The sequence below is a fragment of the Stenotrophomonas sp. STEN022 genome (assembly GCF_056760155.1).
In genome coordinates, this window is sequence record NZ_JBRREG010000046.1 from 17,005 (window position 1) to 35,076 (window position 18,072).

Genomic DNA, 18,072 nt, shown 5'->3' on the forward strand with positions numbered 1-18,072 from the left:
TAAACAAGCAACACTTGCCAGGCATCGCTCGGCACTACGGTCCTGCGCTGCGCCCTTGGCGCACGCCAGGGACAAAACAAAACCCCGCCTCGCGGCGGGGTTTTGTGTAATACAAGCAGCGGTGAGGCTGCGGTGGACTTAGAAGTCCATACCGCCCATGCCACCCATGCCGCCCATACCGCCGCCGCCCATGGCCGGCTCGTCCTTCTTCGGAGCTTCGGCAACCATGGCTTCGGTGGTGATCATCAGGCCAGCGATCGAGGCTGCGTTCTGCAGTGCCGAACGGGTCACCTTGGTCGGGTCCAGGATGCCGAATTCCAGCATGTCGCCGAATTCGCCGGAAGCGGCGTTGTAACCGAAGCTGCCAGTGCCTTCCTTGACCTTGTTGACGATGACCGACGGCTCTTCACCGGCGTTGGCAACGATTTCGCGCAGCGGGGCTTCCATCGCGCGCAGGGCGATCTGGATGCCGTGGTTCTGGTCTTCGTTGTTGCCCTTCAGGCCAGCCAGAGCGGTGACAGCGCGCACCAGCGCAACGCCGCCGCCCGGGACCACGCCTTCTTCGACGGCTGCGCGGGTAGCGTGCAGGGCGTCGTCAACGCGGTCCTTCTTTTCCTTCATTTCGATTTCGGTCGAAGCACCGACCTTGATCACGGCAACGCCGCCAGCCAGCTTGGCAACGCGTTCCTGCAGCTTTTCGCGATCGTAGTCCGAAGAGGTTTCTTCGATCTGGGTCTTGATCTGCTTGACGCGCGACTCGATGCCGGCAACGTCGCCAGCGCCGTCGATGACGGTGGTGTTTTCCTTGGAAACCTGCACCTTCTTGGCGCGGCCCAGGTCCTTGATGGTGGCCTTTTCCAGCGACAGGCCAACTTCTTCGGAGATCACGGTGCCGCCGGTCAGCACGGCCATGTCTTCCAGCATCGCCTTGCGACGGTCGCCGAAGCCCGGTGCCTTGACGGCCACGACCTTGACGATGCCACGGATGGTGTTGACCACCAGGGTAGCCAGCGCTTCGCCTTCGATATCTTCGGCGATGATCAGCAGCGGCTTGCCTGCCTTGGCGACGCCTTCCAGCACCGGCAGCAGATCACGCACGTTGGAGATCTTCTTGTCGTGCAGCAGGATGTACGGATCTTCCAGGTCAGCGGTCTGCGACTGCTGGTTGTTGATGAAGTACGGCGACAGGTAGCCGCGGTCGAACTGCATGCCTTCGACGACGTCCAGCTCGTTCTCCAGGCCCGAGCCTTCTTCAACGGTGATCACGCCTTCCTTGCCAACCTTCTTCATCGCTTCGGCGATGATGTTGCCGATCGACTCGTCCGAGTTGGCCGAGATGGTGCCGACCTGGGCGATGGCCTTGTCGTCAGCGGTGGGCTTGGAGATGTTCTTCAGCTCGGCGACGGCGGCGATCACGGCCTTGTCGATACCGCGCTTGAGGTCCATCGGGTTCATGCCGGCGGCAACGGCCTTGGCGCCTTCGCGGATCAGGGCCTGGGCCAGCACGGTGGCGGTGGTGGTGCCGTCGCCAGCGTCGTCATTGGTGCGCGAAGCAACTTCCTTCACCATCTGCGCGCCCATGTTCTCGAACTTGTCAGCCAGTTCGATTTCCTTGGCAACGGACACGCCATCCTTGGTGATGGTCGGGGCGCCGAAGCTCTTCTCGAGCACGACGTTGCGGCCCTTCGGGCCCAGGGTTGCCTTGACGGCATTGGCGAGAACGTTGACGCCGCGCACCATGCGCGAACGGGCGTCTTCACCGAAACGAATATCCTTGGCAGCCATTGCGATTACCTCTGAGTAGAGCCGAGCCGAGCTCGGCTGCTTTTATCGGGAAAGGGGGTTTACAGGAACAGGTGGCGCGGCAGCTCAGCCGATGACGGCAAGCACGTCGTCTTCGCGCAGCACCTTGTACTCGACGCCTTCGGCCTTGTAGGACGAACCGGCGTATTGGCCGTAAATGACCTTGTCGCCAACCTTCAGCGACGGGGTACGCACCGAACCGTTGTCCAGCGGCTTGCCCGGGCCCACGGCCACGACTTCACCCTTGGTGGACTTTTCCTTGGCCGAATCCGGGATCAGGATGCCGCCGGCGGAGATTTCGTCGGCTTCGATCGGCTTGACCACAACGCGGTCGTGAAGCGGCTTGATGCTCATGAAGGACCTCTTAAGTAATTGATTGGCCTGAAATTCCGGCGACACCGACTGGGAAACAGGGGGACGTCGGCATCACGCGTAAAAAGGCCCGTCGTGCGGGCTTGTTTGGGAGATGGGGCTGGCTGGGGGCCTTTCAAGGGCGGGCCAGCAAATTGATCATCCCCGCTGTCAGGGCCGGGGGTCCGCCTTTGCGGCCGCCACCAGGGCAATCCCCCCACCCCGCTGCAGCTGCCCCCAAAGACGTCACGGCATGTGGCCCGTCTGCCCCCCGGCCGTTGCCAGCTTCAGCATCATCAACACCTGCCGCGAATGGCGTTGTGTGACCGTCAAGCTTGGTCTCGATTGACGCAGCCGCAAAAAAAAAGGCGCGCCCCGGGGGATAAGCGGGGCACGCCAGCAAGAGAGAGCTGCCGCCTACGCGGCGATTCTTATTGTCTGCTTCAGAGATAGCGCGACCACTGCACGGCGGCGGTTCCCGGTGTTGTCGGCAAGGACTGACTGCCCTTGCTGCACACCGGTAGCTGCCCAAGGTTCTTCCAGTCCTGCGGGGTTTCCACCTTCATGCCGGTGGCGCCGATATCAATCTGCGAAAACTCGTTGTTGCCAACGCTCAGGCTGCCTTCGATGTTCACCTTTGCACCGCCCACCACGATCTTCTTGCCCAGCACCACCGAGCCGCGGATGCTGGTCCAGCTCTGCGCATTGAGGCCACCGCTGGCAATCACCGCCGCGTTGCCGATGGCCGCACCGGTATAGACGACGCCTTGGGCATCCTCCCAGGTCACGAACGCGTTGCGACTGGCACACAGGTTGGTGGGGTAGTACGCGCCGCCACAGACCTTGGCCACGCCGGCGAAGTTGGGGGCTTCCAGCAACTTGCTGCCGCCACCGTCGCTCAACCCCAGGTTGCCGCGCACGATCAACGTGCCGACGATGGGGTTGGCTGATCGCACCTCCAGCGGGCCGTCGAACCAGAAGATTCCCGGCGGCGTCTTCTGTGGCTGCAGGTTCCAGCGGCCGTTGCTGTACATGGCCCGGCAACCCTTGTCCGCACCCGCCCAGCTACCACAGGCAAACAGGTCTTCCAGCACCTTGAGCTGCGCCGCATCGGGATTGGTCAGGGGATAGACGGTTCCAGTGGCAGCACCGATCACCACGCCATCGGCGCTGGTGACATTGCGGATGGTCAACTGCGGCTTGCCACCATTGGCATCGAAGATGTAGTTGGATTGGTCACGATAGACATCGGCATCGATGTAGTTGGTGCGCACATCGCAGTAGGGCAGGCCCGGCAGCCCCGGTGAAAAGCCACCTTGGCTGCCCTGGACGGCAAAGCCTGCCGGTTTCATGGCCTCGGTCATCAGCTTCTTGCCGCCGCCGTGGTAGCGGTAACCAGCAGTACGCCCAATGACTGCCGGGAAACCCGCACCGGCATCATTGCCGCTCTGCGCCCAGATCTCACCGCCACCGGCAAATTCACCGATGCGTACGCCCTGGTATTGGATTGCCAGACTACCGGCGGCACGCACGCGCTCGTAGCGACGGTTGTCACTGCCCAGGCCGAGGTTCCACCCCCAGGCATCGGCGATATCGGTGGTAGCACCGCTGCCCTGGGTGAACCCACCGCCGTGAATGGCCTTGGCCTTGAAGCTGAGTACGGCCGAACGGAATGCGGTTTCCTCCGGACCTGACAGCTGCTCCATCACCGCGCCGGCGCCGCGCAGTTCACCGGTGGAACTGTCGACGGCCTTGGCCATGTCCAGGGCTGGCAGATTGAGCAGGAAGTTCACCTCATCCGGCGTGCCCTTGCCCTGTGCCAAGGTCACCTTGACCCGTGCCAGTGCCGTGGGCAGCACCGTGCCCTGGGTCCACGGCACACCACCGGAGACAGTGGAAGGGATCAGGCTGCCACCCACCCGGGCTTCACCCACTGCCACACCGTTGGCATACACCACGGTGTCGTAGGCACCGGCCCAGGCCCGGGCGAGTGGACCGCCGCTGCCACCATTGAAGGTAATCTCGCGTGCCCAAAGCCGCGCACCGGCGGGGAAATTCATGCCACCGATGATCAGCTGGCTTTCCGAATGCAGGTGGCCGTTGTCAGCGATATCACCACCGGTGACGGTAATCGCCCCCTTGGCGCAGCCGGAGACCTTGCCCTTTCCGCCGGCGCCGATGGTCAGCTTGCCGGAGACGACGATGTTCTCGTAGTCGTACTTGTCGTCAACCACCTGAGTGCCTTCACCATCCAGCTTGACGTCGCCGTTGAACACCACCGGCGCATTGGGCATGGAATGACATACCGGTGGCACGCCCGGCATGCCATTGCCCGGCACCACGTCGTAAACGACCTCCACTGTTGCCGTGGTCAGGCCCGAGCCGACACCCGCCCGACCGGTGACCTGGGCAATCACCCGATACTGGTTGCTGCCGGTCGCTTCCACCGCTGTCACCAGCGCCTTGCTGACCCCCAACGCCTCCAGGCCGGTGACCGGCTTTTCAGCATTGCCCACCCAGCCCGGCCATACCGGCTTTTCCACCGCCAGCAGGTACAGGCGCAGTGCTTCCACCCCGCGCCAGGCCGCTGCCTGCGCGGCCGTGGCCGAATGGGTTGTAAGCTGCTGCGATTGAGTACCGCGCAGCGAGTAAACGGTTGCAGCAACAGTGACCGATACCGCCAGACCAACCATCAATACGATCAGCAACGTGGCTACGCCACGCTGCCGCTTCAATGCGGAAAAGCGATTCCTGTCCATGCGCACACGCTCCTTATGCATCAGCTGGTCACTGCAAGATTGGGCAGGCAGGCCAGGAACAGATGGCTGCTGGCATCACTGCGCTCCAACGCCAGTTGCTGCCCGACCGCGGCAGTAGGCGAGGTACTGAGATCCTGCTGCATGTAGGGCAGGCATTGACGCTCACCCTTGAGCGAAAACACATAGCCTGGCGCCAAGCTCATCGCGCCGACTTCCTGCTCACCCGAGTCGAAAGCGCTACCGTCCTTCTGCATGGGAGTGAAGAACGCCGCACTGCCTGCAAGCAGGTGCCGCTCATTGCTTCCCCATGTGATTGCCTGGGCATCGCTGCAGGCTTTGGGAGTGAAGCGGTACAGGCCTTCACCGTCGACCAGGCGCAGTCCCGAGCAGACATAATCGCTCGCATTGAGTTCAGCCTTGTATCGCCAGACCAGCTCCTTGCCCGCCTCGCGCACGTACAGCTTGCTGTTCAAACTGTCAGCCGCCGGCACGCCGAAGCCAGCGCTCTGCAGGTCCATCTGCGCCGACAGCAACGCCGCTGATACCTGGCCATCGCGCAATGCAGAACGCGATGCGTTGCTGGAAACTTCAACCATCGTCTTGTACAGCGTCATCATCGCGGCAATGGTGATCAGCGAGATCAGCAGACCCACCATCATGCTGATCAGGCTCTGTCCGCATTGCTGCTGGCGGCCTAGCCGCGGGGCGGTGTGCGCGTGCATGCTCATTGCCTCGTGGAAACAAGGAGATCGGGGTCGTTCTCGCTGGCACCCTTGCTGCCGATATCGCCGGCAGCCACTTTCAGGTCTACCCGTTGCGGCGCTTCCACAGTGCGTTCCACGCCTGCCATGGCCAAGGTGGCGGTTGCCGCCTCGCAACTGACCGCTGCGTTTTTCGTAGCACCGTTGGGTAGGCTGATTTGCAGCGTATTGCTGCCACACAGGCCTACGCCTTGGCCGTGCAGACTGTCACGCAGGCGCTCGACCATCAGGTTTTCCACCTTGGCGTCGCGCTGGCTGTTCATCACGTTGGCCACTACGTGGGCCAGACCGGCACCGATGATGCTGGTGATCAGCACCCCGACCAGAGCCTCGAGCATGATGTCACCGCGCTGGCGGCGTGGCGGATCAAAGCAGATCGACATAGAGCGGATCCTGGCTGTTCATGCCGATGGCAATGCGCGAATGGGTGATGCCACTGCTGCAGCTGGCCGCATCTGGCAGGCGTTGCCCACGGTTGTCGAAGGCCACACAGGTCAGCAGATCGGCCGAGGCTTGCAGCTCCTCGGCATCGGCATAGTCGTTGCCAGCGGTTAGCCGGTAGTCTCCACCGCGCGGCAACTCGCCCTGCCACAGCACCTGGTTGCCAGCGCCACGCAGTACCTGCAGGTTCCGCTCACTTCGCTGCAGTCGCGCCGAAGTTGCCGCGCCAGTGACGTGTTCCGGGTTGCGCAGTGCCAACGAACGGGTCTGCGCAACAGCCTCCCATAGCAGGTTGCGCGCCTGCATCTGCCGGTTGCTGTCGATCCACTGCCGCGCAAACGGCATGCCCGCCAGCGCCAACACCGCCATCACTGCCAGGGTCACCATCAATTCGACCAGTGAAAAGCCCGTGGCGCGCCGACTCATGGCCAGTCACTCACGCCGGCACAGCTGCCTGAAACCGTGCGCCCATTGCCAGAATCGAGCTTCAAGGTACAACCACTGGCCTTGCCCAACGCGCTGCCGGCAACCGCCTTCAGCTCGTAGCCACCGCTGCTGGCGGTGTAGCTATAGGTGAACTGGCCAGCCTTGGTCGCCGCATTCCAGCCCTTCTTGGCGGCTGCATCGGTGGCTGGGTAGCCGAGGGTACGCTGGCGATGGTTTTCGACCGTACTGGACAACGCCATCAAATCACTCTGCGCTGTTCGGATCTTGGCGCGCAGTACGTAGTCCGAATACAGCGGTATGGCGATGGCAGCCAGGATGGCGATGATGGCCACGACAATCATCAGTTCGATCAGCGTGAAGCCTCGATTGTTGCGTTGTTGCATACGCCCCCCTGTAGAGCCTTGCGAACAGGTGCATCCGTCGTGGAATGGCACTTCGTAAGAAGTGGCCTTCATCTTCAGTCAGATAAAGAACAGGTGAAACTGTGATCGGCCGCAATATACAATTGATGACAACGATGTCAACACTTCCATCAGAAAACGCCTCAAGCGCTTCTGCCACAATGGCCGGATGGACGTAAGACTGGTCTTCTGTACCTGCCCCGACGATGAAACCGCGCAGGCATTGGCTCACCACCTGGTAGAGCAGCGTTTGGCTGCCTGCGTGAACTTGTTGCCTGCGATGCGGTCTGTGTACCGCTGGCAGGAGCAGATTGAACAAGCTGAAGAGATTCAGCTTGTTATAAAAACCTGCGCTGATCGGTTGGATGCATTGAGCGCCGCGATCAGGCTGCACCACCCCTATGAATTGCCGGAGATCGTGGCGATCTCCCCCAGCGCCGGCTTGCCGGCGTATCTGGACTGGATCCGGGCGCAGACCCGGGAGGAAACATAATTAATGATGCTGTTGCGACAATTTGCCGCTTTCTGCCTGCTTTCACTGGCCGCCCTGCCAGCGCTGGCCATCAATGAAAAAGACCTGCTGCCGGTAGATCAGGCCTTTGCACTGCGCGCTGAAGCGCCCAGCCGTGACCGCATCGAGCTGCGCTGGGACATCGCCCCGGGTTATTACCTGTACCACCACCGCACCAGCGTCAAAGCCGGCCCTGGTTTCACCGCCGGCACGCTGCAGATGCCGCAGGGCGAGAAGAAGCACGACGAGTTCTTCGGCGACGTGGAGACCTACCACCGCCAGTTGCGCTCGATCCTGCCAGGTACCGCCGACGCGGGCGCCACCAGCGTCACCCTCGAAGTCCGCTACCAGGGCTGTGCCGATGCCGGTGTGTGCTACCCGCCGCAGAAGCGCAACATCGAAGTAAAGCTGCCTGCCGCAGGCGGTGCCGCGCCCGCGCTTGCAGCCACCGCACCGTCTGCTGCGCCCATCTTCAACCCGCTGGCCGGCAACAACGGGGGCGGCCTCAACCTGCCCGGCGCCCCTGCCGTGCAGGGATTGCCCTTGCCCTCGGAAAAAGCCTTCGGCTTCGAGGCCATCGTCGACAATGGCAACCGCCTGCTGTTGCGCTTCTCGCCGGCGCCGGGCTACTACCTGTATCGCGACCGCACCTCGCTGGCACTGGAAGGCGCCGATGGCGTGCGCGCGGGGCGCCCGCAGTGGCCGGCTGGCAAGCCGTATCGCGACGAGCACTTCGGCAACGTGGTGGTGTATTTCGACCAGGTTGACGTGCCGTTGCCGCTACGCCGCGACAAGCCCGACGCTACCCCGGCAACTCTGGTTGTCACCTTCCAGGGCTGCCAGACCGACGGCATCTGCTATCCGCCGATGACCCGCCGGGTGCGACTGTCGCTGCCCGCGGGCAAGATTTCGTCGAAAGAGAAAGAAGAGCTGGCCGTCGCCCCGTTGGTGATCCAGCCGTTGCCGGCCGGCAAGAAGGGCGAAGTTCCGCCGATGCCGCTGATCGACCCGGCCAATCCACCGGCACCGCAGCCGCTGGTGGTGCGTCCGGCTGCTGAGGCCGCCAGCCTGGCCGAGGCCGCGCCGGATGCGTCCGCCGACAACACCCGCCGCAGCCAGCCGCCCGCCGATACCGCCGGCAATGGCTCGCTGCTCTGGATACTGCTGCTGGCGCTGGCCGGCGGCCTGATCCTCAATCTGATGCCCTGCGTCCTGCCGATCCTGTCACTGAAGGTGCTGGGCGTGGCGCAGAGTGGCGAGAGCCGCCAGCGCGCGCGCAGCCACGCGCTTTGGTATACGGCAGGTGTGCTGGTTGCGTTTGCCGCGATTGGTGGCCTGGTGCTTGCGCTGCGCGCTGCCGGGCAAGCGGCAGGCTGGGGCTTCCAGCTGCAGCACCCGTGGTTCATCGCCGCGCTGGTGTACCTGATGTTCGCCGTTGGCCTGAGCCTGTCCGGCCTGTTCACTCTGGGCGGCAGTGCTGGGCGACTCGGCCAGAACCTGACCAAGCGCAGCGGCCCCAGTGGTGACTTCTTCACTGGCGTGCTCGCCTGCGTGGTCGCCAGCCCCTGCATCGCGCCGTTCATGGGCCCGGCACTGGCCTACGCCTTCACCGCACCGCCGGCCTTGGCGCTGCTGGTGTTCCTGGCATTGGGCCTGGGACTGGCACTGCCGTTCCTGCTGATCGGCTTTGTACCGGCACTGGCAGAACGCCTGCCCAAGCCGGGTGCCTGGATGGAAACCTTCAAGCACGTGATGGCCTTCCCGATGTACCTCACCGCCATCTGGCTGCTGTGGGTACTGGGCAAGCAGCGCGGCATCGATGCGATGGGCCTGATGCTGATCGGCCTCACCCTGCTGGCGCTGGGCCTGTGGTGGTTTGAACGCAGCCGTTGGCATAGCCGCAAGATTGGCATGGTGCTGGGCGCGGTGATCGCGCTGCTGGCCTTGGTGCCGGTATGGGGCGTTACCCGCCTGCCGCCGCCTGGCGCTGTCGTCGCCAGCGCAGGTACGGTGGCGTATTCGCCGCAGATGCTGGACCGCCTGCGCGCCGACAACCGCGTGGTGTTCGTCAACATGACCGCCGACTGGTGTGTCACCTGCAAGGCCAACGAGCGCAATGTGCTGGATCGCGACAAATTCCGCGACACGCTCAAGCGGGTCAACGCGGTGTACATGCGCGGCGACTGGACCAATGTGGACCCGCAGATCAGTGCCTTCCTCGACCAGCACAAGGCTGTCGGCGTACCGCTGTACGTGGTCTACGGCCCGGGCGCACCGCCGCGCGTGCTGCCGACCGTGCTGACCCAGTCCATCGCAGAAGAAGCGCTGCTGCGCGCGGCACGCTGATGCGTCGCGCCGTCTGGTGGGTCGCAGGTATCGCCGCAGCGGCCGGGCTGTCGGCAGGCGCGTGGCTGAGCCGGCCCATCCCGGTGCCGTTGCCTTCGATGAGTACGCCGTCAGCGCCGCTGAAATCGGCGACACCGGTACAAGGCGTACGTGTTGGCGAGTTGATGCCGGCGTTCACCCTGCCCGATCTGGATGGCATGCCAGTGCAGTTCCCGGATCATTTCAAGGGCAAGCCGCTGCTGATCAACGTGTGGGCCAGCTGGTGTGCGCCCTGCATTGAAGAAATGCCGGAATTGGCGCGGTTTGCCGCACGTCATGCGGATACTGGACCGCAGGTGGTTGGACTGGCGCTGGACACTCCTGATGCGGTGCTGGATTTCCTCGGCAATGTGCCGGTGTACTACCCGATCGTGATCGAGACGCCGGGGCCGAATGATGCCAGCGTCAGGCTTGGCAATTCGCAGGGATTGCTGCCCTACAGCGTGCTGATTGACGCGCAGGGCCGTGTACTCAAGCAGAAGCTTGGGCCATTCAAGGCGGGGGAGATTGATGCTTGGGTAGCAGGCGTGGAGCCTGCGACAGCGCATTGAATCCGCAGCGTGGGTAAGCACAGCGCACCAGCAGTTGGATTCGCGCGGGGCGCCAAAGCATCCCCTCACCCAACTCTTCAGAGCCTGCCGCCTTTGCGCTGACTGGCTCTTGTCCCCGCAAGCGGGAGAAGAAGTACGTCGCTCACGCTCTGCTTTGCACTGCTGTCCCTTCTCCCGCTTGCGGGGTTAAGAACAGGCGTTTACGAGCCAAGGCTCGTGACTGTTCGTACGCCCCGCGTGCTACGCGGGGCAGGGGCGCGGAGCGAGGTGCCCCGAAAGGGCGGATGAGGGGGAGCTTTTGGCCTCTATATCGTGCTTTGCACCTCACCCTCTCCCCAACCCCTCTCCCGGTGGAGAGGGGCTCCAAGCAAGGCTTCAAGCAACCGCTTCCGCCTTACTTCTTGAACAGCAGCGCCAACACACTCGGCCTTAGTGCCAACTTCATCATCTGACGGAACTCGGCGGGCGTCAGGCTGGTTTTGCACGGCAACATGCCGGCCACACCATCCATCACCAGCAGACCATCTTCAGCATTTACATCGTTGATGCGCACATCCAGCTTCATCGCAGGGGTAGCAACCTTCATACTCAAGCCTCCCAGTTACCAAGACCGACGATCTCACGCCCCGCAGCACGCCCCGAGATCATCGCTTCGGTCAGGTACGAACCGTTCTGATAAAGATCGGAGAACATCGAGCCCATCTCACCGGCCTCGTACAAGCGCGGGATGTGCTTGCCAGCATGGTCCAGCACCTCGGACTTGATGTTGCGGCGCGCGCCACCACCCGTGCACACGATCACGGGATCAACCCGCATGCCATAGAACGGCGCCTGCACGATCGGGTAAAGCGTGTCCGGGTTACGCCCGAAATCGGCATCATTCTTCGCGGCACAGGCCGTGTTGTAGCGTTCAACCTCAGCACGCAGCTTGGCTGGATCGCGATTGATCTTCACCGCCAGTTCTTCCAGCGTATCGGCCTTCTGGATCCAGCCCTTCTCCACTTCCACCGAATTGTCATCGGACCACTTGTAGCCAAGCACCACCGGGTTCCAGCTCATCACTTCCACCACCAGCTTGTTGTGCTGACAGGTGATGGCATCAAAGATCATATGCACCGGCTGCGCACGATAGTGCGGGGTGTCCACCCAATGACCGTGCTTCTTTTCCTTGTAATGGGTGAGCTGCAGCTCAGCGGTCTCGTTGTAAAAGCGCTCGGTGTTCGCATCCACCTCGATCCAGCTGAAGCTCTGCCAGAAGAAATTGCGCAGGAAGCCATTGACGAAGCCTTCCGGCTTGAAGCCCGGCCAGATGCCACCGGACTGGCCCTGGTTGCGCATATGCCACAGATCCGCGCCGGCCTTCTGCAGGATCTTGATGCCGTCGCCGGTGTTGTGCGGCGTGCCCAGCGGTGCCGGGTTGGCCAGGCCGAAGTAATTGCGCTGCATGTCCAGGTTGGCTTCAAATCCACCGGTCGCCATCACCACACCCTTGTTGGCACGGATGGCCACGCGCTGACCGTTCTGCTCGGCGATGACGCCGAATACTTCCAGCGTATCCGGGTCCTGCACCAGATCCTTGAGCGGCGACTCATAGGCGATCTGGATGCGCGGACGCAGACGGATGTTCTCGCGGAAAGCGAGGTACACGCCGGACGGGATCGGCAGGATGGTGGCGGTGCAATGCACGGCCTCACGCGCACCGAACTCCGGGAACTCCAGCACCGCATCACGCTCGGAGAAGCCAGTGCCGTGGATGAACTGCGCGCCGGCCTGGGCCGCACGCTCCTGGATCCACGGCTCCAGCGCTTCCATCGCCTCTGACCACGGCACCAGCATGTCTTCCGGGATCGGGTTGGCCACGCTCATCTTGCGCTGGTACTCGGCCAGCACCTTGGCGTTCTTGGTGATCAGCAACGATTGCCCGGCAACGCGACTGTTGCCGCCGGTCTCGGCCTCATTGGCCTTTTCCAGAATGAGGATGGACAGATTCGGGTCCAGGTCGTGCGCCTCGATGGCAGCACACATGGCCGCCAGGCCAAAACCGGCGATGACGAGGTCGTACTGCTGATCCCACTGTTTGACGGCGTTGCGACTGGCCATGGTTCCCCTCCGGGAGATTGCGATCAGCCGACTATCGATGCCCTGCCCCCACAACCGCCAACCAATTCGCGTACGATCCACAACCATTGGTTGTAATCAAGTATCGCCATGGACCTCCGCCAGCTTCGCTACTTCCTGTCCGTGGTCGAACACGGCAGCTTTACCCGCGCCGCCACGGCTACCGGGCGCACCCAACAGGCCCTGAGCAAGGGCATCCAGGCGCTAGAGCAACAGCTGGGCGCCCGCCTGTTCGAACGCGGCAGCCGCGAGGCCCGACTCACCGCCGTCGGCCGCCTGCTGATGGAACATGCCCAGCCTGCCCACGACGCCGTGCGCCGCTTCGAGGACCGCCTGCAGGAGCTGCAGACCGGCGCCGAAGGCCAAGTACGCATCGGCACCGGCCCCAGTACCGCCGGCTCGCTAGTCGCACCTGCGGTGCTGGCGCTGCGTCGGCATTGGCCAAAGATCGGCATCCACGTCAGCAGCGGCATTCTGCCCGAGCTGCTGCCCAACCTGCTGGCACGCGAGCTGGATGCGGTAGTCACGCTGCACACCTTCGGAGATGGCGACCCGGACCCGCGCGTCAAGAGCGAAGTGCTGATGCACGACGAGTACCGCGTACTGGCCAGCGTGCGCCACCCGCTGGCGCGGCAACGCGATATCTGCCCGGCACAGTTGCTTGAGCAGGCCTGGATTTTCGGCCGACGACTTGGTGCTGTCGAAGGCGCGTTTCGGCAGCGCTTCCACGAAGCCGGGCTGGAGCCACCGCTCAACACGATGGAGAGTGGCTCGCCGGAATTCATGCGCGCGATGATTCGCGACGGCGGCTATCTCACCTTGTTACCCAGCCGTCTGGCGCAGGCCGAGTTGCTTGCCGGGCATTGGGTGAAGCTGGATGCACCTGGGTTTGCGTGGCAACGGCCGGTAATGGTTTACACGCGTGACGGCGAGCCACAAAACGCGCCGCTGGCGAGGTTCCTGCAGGCGCTGCGGAATGCGGCGGAGTTAGCGCGGGTGCGGGAAGTGGAGTGAGGGTTTGAGCAAGCGTGGCGGAGCGCTTGGCCAACTCCGGATTCGTCATGCAGACTGGATGGACCGCAGGAAGAATCATCGCGATCACGGCATTCCAAGCGCCAATACGCCCGCCGGGAGAGGGGTGTATTCGATATCACCGTGAAGAAACGGCACTAAACCCGGAGGGCGAAGGTAATCACAAGCCGCGCCAAAGGTCGCAAGCCTTTGTTTACAAAGGCAATAAATTCCGTTTAAAACGGACTTTAAAGTTGGCATACTCGGTTTTACACCGCTTTTAGGCGGCCTACTAAGAGTTAGGCGGCGGCGTATTGGGTTGGCTGGCCCTTCTTCTTTTCGGCAGCAACATAGGCAAGTCACCTGTCGGCGCTGGATAACAGTTCCAGCTGTTCCTGGCATCGGCAAGCTCGCCACTTCGTCTTACGCTTCACTGCCACACCGCAATCATTTCTTCACACTTCGGCGGTAACGCGCGGCAAGGTTTCCCCGGCAAGCTCCATCCCGCAGGCTGTGGCATGATCGGCTCGCATTTGGTTGTACAAGCAGGGCAGCGTTGGCCATGGGTTATGCAATTGGCTGCAGCCGCCTAACAGTTCATTCAAGCCGAACTCGCTTCGCGAGTCGGCTTAATTCCAGAGTTAGGCCTCATGTCAGATGACCAGCAAGTCGATCTAGAGAAACGCCTTCTAGCTGTTGCCTTGTTCAACCTGCGGGTTCTTCTTGCAAGTCACATCGACCCCGAGGAGCAAAGCCCAGCGAGTGATGCCGCATGGCTTGCCTACTCTCTTCACAATCAAGCGCTCTCGGTGCTTGACGGGCAAGCATTCGATGTAGCCCAAGCACTACAAGCAGTAGAGCGACTCGAACCAAGGCTCGGCACGACCTACGTGCAGCAGTTTCGACAGGCCGTTCTCAATGAGGCCTAACAGTTCATTCAAGCCGAACCCGCTGCGCGGGTCGGCTTAATTCCGGAGTTAGGCCTCGAGCAAGACTCCCGCACCGGACATGTTTCGCGATGAAGAAGCCACCGTTGGCACCGTTAATCGCCGAGATTCCATCGTCGCGATTCACTTCGCCGGATGGAACGGAACCAAGGATCGGCGACGTCGTGCAGCTCGATCAGGGATTCACCTTCCCTGATGGAGAACCAGGCTGTCTTGTGCACCTTGTGCGAAAGGATGGCCATCTTGGCTACGAAGCAATGGCTTACGAGTCGGAAATCGGGCCTGACATTGAGGCCTAACAGTTCATTCAAGCCGAACCCGCTGCGCGGGTCGGCTTAATTCCAGAGTTAGGTGCTCATGTCAGATCCTCAGCAGATCAAACAGGCATTCTTACGGTCTCGCCGCTTAGGGCTCTGGCTTGGATGTGCTGCGCCCGCTTTGCTCGCGCTAGCGGCGCTATTGTGCTCCCTCAATTCCCTTTCGCCCTTTCTGTCCTTCAGCCTCTTCGCCGTAGCTTTGGCATGCGGCTATCTTGGCATCAGAGCTTATCGCTGCCCAAGTTGTGACTCATTCCCAGAGCCGGATGTTCCGGTGTTCAATCCTGAGGTGTGCTGTGCTTGCAAAACCCAACTCCGCTAATTGCAAGTACGCACCTAACAGTTCATTCAAGCCGAACCCGCTTCGCGGGTCGGCTTAATTCCAGAGTTAGCGCCCATGCTCATCTCAATGCTGCTTCTGGTCGCACTTCAGGATTCACTTGACAACAAGCCGGAGAGAAACGTCACTCCACCTAAGCTCCTGAGCTCGGAGCCCGTCATTATTCCACCAGAATTTTGCATGTTTGCGAATCCCGAAACAACCTGCGCCGCCAGCGCGTCATTCAATGTTCTACCGGATGGAACAGTTTCAAACATCAAGATCAATCTCTCTTCCCGCATATGGGCTTGTGACCGTGCTGTAATTAGGTCACTTCGCAGCCGTATCTATGAGTCATCCGGTGGCTTCGATGTGCGGAATGAGGTCGTCCAAAGTCAGACGTGTAGAACTCCGCATGGGCGCTAACAATTCATTCAAGCCGAACTCGCTTCGCGAGTCGGCTTAATTCCAGAGTTAGGGCTCATGGACACATCGTCGCTAGCCAAAAATCTTCTCCCCCAACCTGACCTTTCTTTTGGCATAGGTGGCATAGCGTTCTTCTCACTTGCCGCGCTAACCGAAGAACAAATCGGGTACGAAGGGCCTGACTGGAATCAGAGTTGGCTCGTGTTAGCCAGAGAAACCGCATGTGGCGACCCGATCTTCATTGATCAGTTCCAGGCATCATTGCCGGTGTATACAGCCATGCATGGCATGGGCTACTGGGAGACCACCCCAGTCGCGGATTCCTGGCATCAATTCTTGGCCGCCCTCGAGTTCGTTCGTCCTTACACAAGGCGCAGAGAGCATCCCGTTGGGCTGGAGGAGAACCCACTTACGGCGGAGGAACAGCTTGCTCTTAAAGTCGGCTTATCCAACATCCTTGGCTCACCGGTTCCAACTTTCTGGGACTCACTACTGGCGCCGTATGAGCCCTAACAGTTCATTCAAGCCGACCCCGCTGCGCAGGTCGGCTTAATTCCGGAGTTAGGCGGCAATGGAGCAGATCCTCACCTTTGAGATAGATGACTTTTCTGCCATCGTCAACGGTGCAACCGTTCCCGTTCATTTGGGGATTTTCAAAGAATCGTCAGGGTATCTCCTTGTTAGCTCTTCGCCCCTTGGGGGCGATTCCTTCAACGGAGACACGTGGCACATATCAGTCGCTGACGCGTTCGCCCAAGCACAGATGCAGTTCGGTGTTTTACAAAGCAGGTGGCGCGTGGTTGCCGCCTAACAGTTCATTCAAGCCGAACCCGCTGCGCGGGTCGGCTTAATTCCAGAGTTAGGCGGCGGTGTGTTGGGTTGGCTGGCCCTTCTCGTTTCGGCAGCAACATCGGCAAGTCACCGGCCAGCTCCGGGCAGCAGCGCCAACTGCTCCTGGCAGCGCAAAGCCCGCTACTTCGTCTTACGCCTCACTGCTCTGCCGCAATCATCTCGCCGCACTTCGGCAGTAGCGCTCGGCAAGGTTTCCGGGGCAGGCTCCATCCCGCAAGCTGTGGCATGATCGGCTCACGTTGGGTTGCACAAGCAAGGCAGCATTGGCCCGGGGAGCGGTAAGTGGCCACAGCCGCCTAACAGTTCATTCAAGCCGACGCCGCTACGCGGCGCGGCTTAATTCCAGAGTTAGGCGGCGGTGCGTTGGGTTGGCTGGCGCTTCTTCTTTCGGCGGCAACATCGGCAAATCACCGGTCGGCTCCGGGTAACAGTTCCAACTGTTCCTGGCAGCGGCAAGCCCGCCACTTCGCCTTATGCTTCACTGCTCTGCCGCAATCATTTCATCGCACTTCGGCGGCAATGCTCGGCAAGGTTTCCCGGGCAAGCTCCGTCCCGCGGGCTGTGGCATGATCGGCTCATGTTGGGTTGTACAAGCAGGGCAGCGTTGGCCATGGGTTATGCAATTGGCTGCAGCCGCCTAACGGTTCATTCAAGCCGAACTCGCTTCGCGAGTCGGCTTAATTCCAGAGTTAGGCGGCGGTGTGTTGGGTTGGCTGGCCCTTCTCGTCTCGGCAGCAACATCGGCAAGTCACCGGTCGTCTCCGGGTAACAGTTCCAACTGTTCCTGGCGCCGGTAGGCCCGCCACTTCGTCTTACGCTTCACTGGTCTTCCGCAATCATTTCATCGCACTTCGGCGGCAACGCTCGGCAAGGTTTCCCGGGCAAGCTCCATCCCGCGAGCTGTGGCATGATCGGCTCGCGTTGGGTTGCACAAGCAAGACAGTATTGGTCAGGGCGGTAGTTGGCCACAGCCGCCTAACAGTTCATTCAAGCCGACGCCGCTACGCGGCGCGGCTTAATTCCAGAGTTAGGCATCGTATGAGAATTCGTAGCTATCATGAGGATGATTGGCCTCGCATCTCCGAGATTCACGATCTAGCTCGCGTGGATGAGCTGCGCGGAGCAAACTTGCAGGAAGCTTTTCTGCCGCTGGAAGTCGCCGCTGAAAGAGAGGATTTGTTTGACTACGACATTCTTGTTGCTGATAAGGATGGGTTTGTCGTCGGCTTCGTAGCCTATAGTCAGGACGAGCTTACCTGGCTATACGTAGATCCGGCCTATTACCGCACGGGGGTCGGAGGCCTCCTGGTGAGGTCTGCTCTTGCAGAGCGCCCAGGAGGCCTTTGCATCGAGGTATTGCAGGGCAACGAGGCCGCCTTGGACTTCTACAAGTCCATTGGCTTTGTAGAGTCGAAAATCGTGAGTGGTTGGATGCCTGGTAATGAGAATTATTCCGTCATCGTTCATTGCTTGGCCTATGCCAACAATGCCTAACCATTCATTCAAGCCGAACTCGCTTCGCGAGTCGGCTTAATTCCAGAGTTAGCCCAAATGGACTCAGTCGAGGAACACCCACATTCGTTTCCAGCATCCGATTGGCCATTCTCAGAGCCGACCAACCTAGCTGCGTTCACCACAACCAAGGTGCTACGCGAGGGCTATCCCGTCCTGT

The 18,072-nt window shown here is 61.3% G+C and carries 17 protein-coding genes; 8 read left to right on the top strand and 9 right to left on the bottom strand.

What is annotated here, in order from left to right:
• Positions 1-138: 138 nt before the first annotated feature.
• The 7 genes from groL to ACVOMF_RS11320 form a co-directional block, all read right to left on the bottom strand.
• Positions 139-1,785 carry a chaperonin GroEL gene (gene groL, locus ACVOMF_RS11290; protein WP_481509373.1) on the bottom strand — a complete coding sequence of 549 codons (1,647 nt, stop codon included), beginning with the start codon at positions 1,783-1,785 and terminating at the stop codon, positions 139-141.
• 84 nt (positions 1,786-1,869) lie between these two features.
• Positions 1,870-2,157: a co-chaperone GroES gene (locus tag ACVOMF_RS11295; RefSeq protein ID WP_282267469.1), complete on the bottom strand. Its 288-nt coding sequence runs from the start codon at positions 2,155-2,157 to the stop codon at positions 1,870-1,872.
• A 440-nt stretch (positions 2,158-2,597) separates the two neighbouring features.
• Positions 2,598-4,913: a hypothetical protein gene (locus ACVOMF_RS11300; protein WP_481509374.1), complete on the bottom strand. Its 2,316-nt coding sequence runs from the start codon at positions 4,911-4,913 to the stop codon at positions 2,598-2,600.
• A 20-nt stretch (positions 4,914-4,933) separates the two neighbouring features.
• On the bottom strand, positions 4,934-5,635 hold the full coding sequence (locus tag ACVOMF_RS11305; protein WP_481509375.1) for a PilW family protein: 702 nt from the start codon (positions 5,633-5,635) through the stop codon (positions 4,934-4,936).
• A gap of 2 nt (positions 5,636-5,637) precedes the next feature.
• Positions 5,638-6,057, bottom strand: a complete 420-nt coding sequence (locus ACVOMF_RS11310) for a hypothetical protein (protein WP_481509376.1) — start codon at positions 6,055-6,057, stop codon at positions 5,638-5,640.
• Positions 6,041-6,541: a prepilin-type N-terminal cleavage/methylation domain-containing protein gene (locus ACVOMF_RS11315; RefSeq protein ID WP_481509377.1), complete on the bottom strand. Its 501-nt coding sequence runs from the start codon at positions 6,539-6,541 to the stop codon at positions 6,041-6,043. Before ACVOMF_RS11315 ends, ACVOMF_RS11310 begins: the two co-directional genes overlap by 17 nt.
• Entirely contained in the window at positions 6,538-6,945 is a 408-nt protein-coding gene (locus tag ACVOMF_RS11320; protein ID WP_481509378.1) for a type IV pilin protein, read from the bottom strand. The genes ACVOMF_RS11315 and ACVOMF_RS11320 overlap by 4 nt, the downstream gene beginning before the upstream one ends.
• Positions 6,946-7,132: 187 nt before the next feature.
• Here ACVOMF_RS11320 and cutA point away from each other — a divergent pair, with 187 nt between their 5' ends.
• From cutA to ACVOMF_RS11335, 3 genes are read left to right on the top strand one after another with little or no spacing between them, the layout of a single operon-like run.
• Complete coding sequence (cutA, locus tag ACVOMF_RS11325) at positions 7,133-7,456, top strand: divalent-cation tolerance protein CutA (RefSeq protein ID WP_481509379.1); 324 nt, start codon at positions 7,133-7,135, stop codon at positions 7,454-7,456.
• A 3-nt stretch (positions 7,457-7,459) separates the two neighbouring features.
• Positions 7,460-9,820, top strand: coding sequence for a protein-disulfide reductase DsbD family protein (locus ACVOMF_RS11330; protein WP_481509380.1), 2,361 nt, complete (start codon positions 7,460-7,462; stop codon positions 9,818-9,820).
• Positions 9,820-10,410: a TlpA family protein disulfide reductase gene (locus tag ACVOMF_RS11335; protein ID WP_481509381.1), complete on the top strand. Its 591-nt coding sequence runs from the start codon at positions 9,820-9,822 to the stop codon at positions 10,408-10,410. The genes ACVOMF_RS11330 and ACVOMF_RS11335 overlap by 1 nt, the downstream gene beginning before the upstream one ends.
• A 394-nt stretch (positions 10,411-10,804) precedes the next feature.
• Here the strand turns inward: ACVOMF_RS11335 and ACVOMF_RS11340 are convergent, their stop codons facing one another.
• Positions 10,805-10,996 (bottom strand): hypothetical protein, encoded by a 192-nt coding sequence (locus ACVOMF_RS11340; RefSeq protein ID WP_481509382.1) that lies wholly within the window; start codon positions 10,994-10,996, stop codon positions 10,805-10,807.
• 2 nt (positions 10,997-10,998) lie between these two features.
• Complete coding sequence (locus ACVOMF_RS11345; RefSeq protein ID WP_481509383.1) at positions 10,999-12,510, bottom strand: FAD-dependent oxidoreductase; 1,512 nt, start codon at positions 12,508-12,510, stop codon at positions 10,999-11,001.
• A 108-nt stretch (positions 12,511-12,618) separates the two neighbouring features.
• Here ACVOMF_RS11345 and ACVOMF_RS11350 point away from each other — a divergent pair, with 108 nt between their 5' ends.
• From ACVOMF_RS11350 to ACVOMF_RS11370, 5 genes are all read left to right on the top strand, one after another.
• Positions 12,619-13,542, top strand: a complete 924-nt coding sequence (locus ACVOMF_RS11350) for a LysR family transcriptional regulator (protein ID WP_481509384.1) — start codon at positions 12,619-12,621, stop codon at positions 13,540-13,542.
• Between the two features lie 647 nt (positions 13,543-14,189).
• A complete protein-coding gene (locus ACVOMF_RS11355) occupies positions 14,190-14,468 on the top strand; it encodes a hypothetical protein (protein ID WP_481509385.1) in 279 nt (92 codons plus the stop codon).
• Between the two features lie 1,137 nt (positions 14,469-15,605).
• Entirely contained in the window at positions 15,606-16,061 is a 456-nt protein-coding gene (locus ACVOMF_RS11360; RefSeq protein WP_481509386.1) for a hypothetical protein, read from the top strand.
• Between the two features lie 58 nt (positions 16,062-16,119).
• Positions 16,120-16,359 (top strand): hypothetical protein, encoded by a 240-nt coding sequence (locus ACVOMF_RS11365; protein WP_481509387.1) that lies wholly within the window; start codon positions 16,120-16,122, stop codon positions 16,357-16,359.
• 1,145 nt (positions 16,360-17,504) lie between these two features.
• Positions 17,505-17,894: a GNAT family N-acetyltransferase gene (locus tag ACVOMF_RS11370; RefSeq protein ID WP_481509388.1), complete on the top strand. Its 390-nt coding sequence runs from the start codon at positions 17,505-17,507 to the stop codon at positions 17,892-17,894.
• Positions 17,895-18,072: the final 178 nt, after the last annotated feature.

Coding starts and splice junctions, on each gene's coding strand:
- groL (WP_481509373.1), bottom strand. CDS start 1,785: ATGGCTGCCAAGGATATTCGTTTCGGTGAAGACGCCCGTTCGCGCATG.
- ACVOMF_RS11295 (WP_282267469.1), bottom strand. CDS start 2,157: ATGAGCATCAAGCCGCTTCACGACCGCGTTGTGGTCAAGCCGATCGAA.
- ACVOMF_RS11300 (WP_481509374.1), bottom strand. CDS start 4,913: ATGGACAGGAATCGCTTTTCCGCATTGAAGCGGCAGCGTGGCGTAGCC.
- ACVOMF_RS11305 (WP_481509375.1), bottom strand. CDS start 5,635: ATGCACGCGCACACCGCCCCGCGGCTAGGCCGCCAGCAGCAATGCGGA.
- ACVOMF_RS11310 (WP_481509376.1), bottom strand. CDS start 6,057: ATGTCGATCTGCTTTGATCCGCCACGCCGCCAGCGCGGTGACATCATG.
- ACVOMF_RS11315 (WP_481509377.1), bottom strand. CDS start 6,541: ATGAGTCGGCGCGCCACGGGCTTTTCACTGGTCGAATTGATGGTGACC.
- ACVOMF_RS11320 (WP_481509378.1), bottom strand. CDS start 6,945: ATGCAACAACGCAACAATCGAGGCTTCACGCTGATCGAACTGATGATT.
- cutA (WP_481509379.1), top strand. CDS start 7,133: ATGGACGTAAGACTGGTCTTCTGTACCTGCCCCGACGATGAAACCGCG.
- ACVOMF_RS11330 (WP_481509380.1), top strand. CDS start 7,460: ATGATGCTGTTGCGACAATTTGCCGCTTTCTGCCTGCTTTCACTGGCC.
- ACVOMF_RS11335 (WP_481509381.1), top strand. CDS start 9,820: ATGCGTCGCGCCGTCTGGTGGGTCGCAGGTATCGCCGCAGCGGCCGGG.
- ACVOMF_RS11340 (WP_481509382.1), bottom strand. CDS start 10,996: ATGAAGGTTGCTACCCCTGCGATGAAGCTGGATGTGCGCATCAACGAT.
- ACVOMF_RS11345 (WP_481509383.1), bottom strand. CDS start 12,510: ATGGCCAGTCGCAACGCCGTCAAACAGTGGGATCAGCAGTACGACCTC.
- ACVOMF_RS11350 (WP_481509384.1), top strand. CDS start 12,619: ATGGACCTCCGCCAGCTTCGCTACTTCCTGTCCGTGGTCGAACACGGC.
- ACVOMF_RS11355 (WP_481509385.1), top strand. CDS start 14,190: ATGTCAGATGACCAGCAAGTCGATCTAGAGAAACGCCTTCTAGCTGTT.
- ACVOMF_RS11360 (WP_481509386.1), top strand. CDS start 15,606: ATGGACACATCGTCGCTAGCCAAAAATCTTCTCCCCCAACCTGACCTT.
- ACVOMF_RS11365 (WP_481509387.1), top strand. CDS start 16,120: ATGGAGCAGATCCTCACCTTTGAGATAGATGACTTTTCTGCCATCGTC.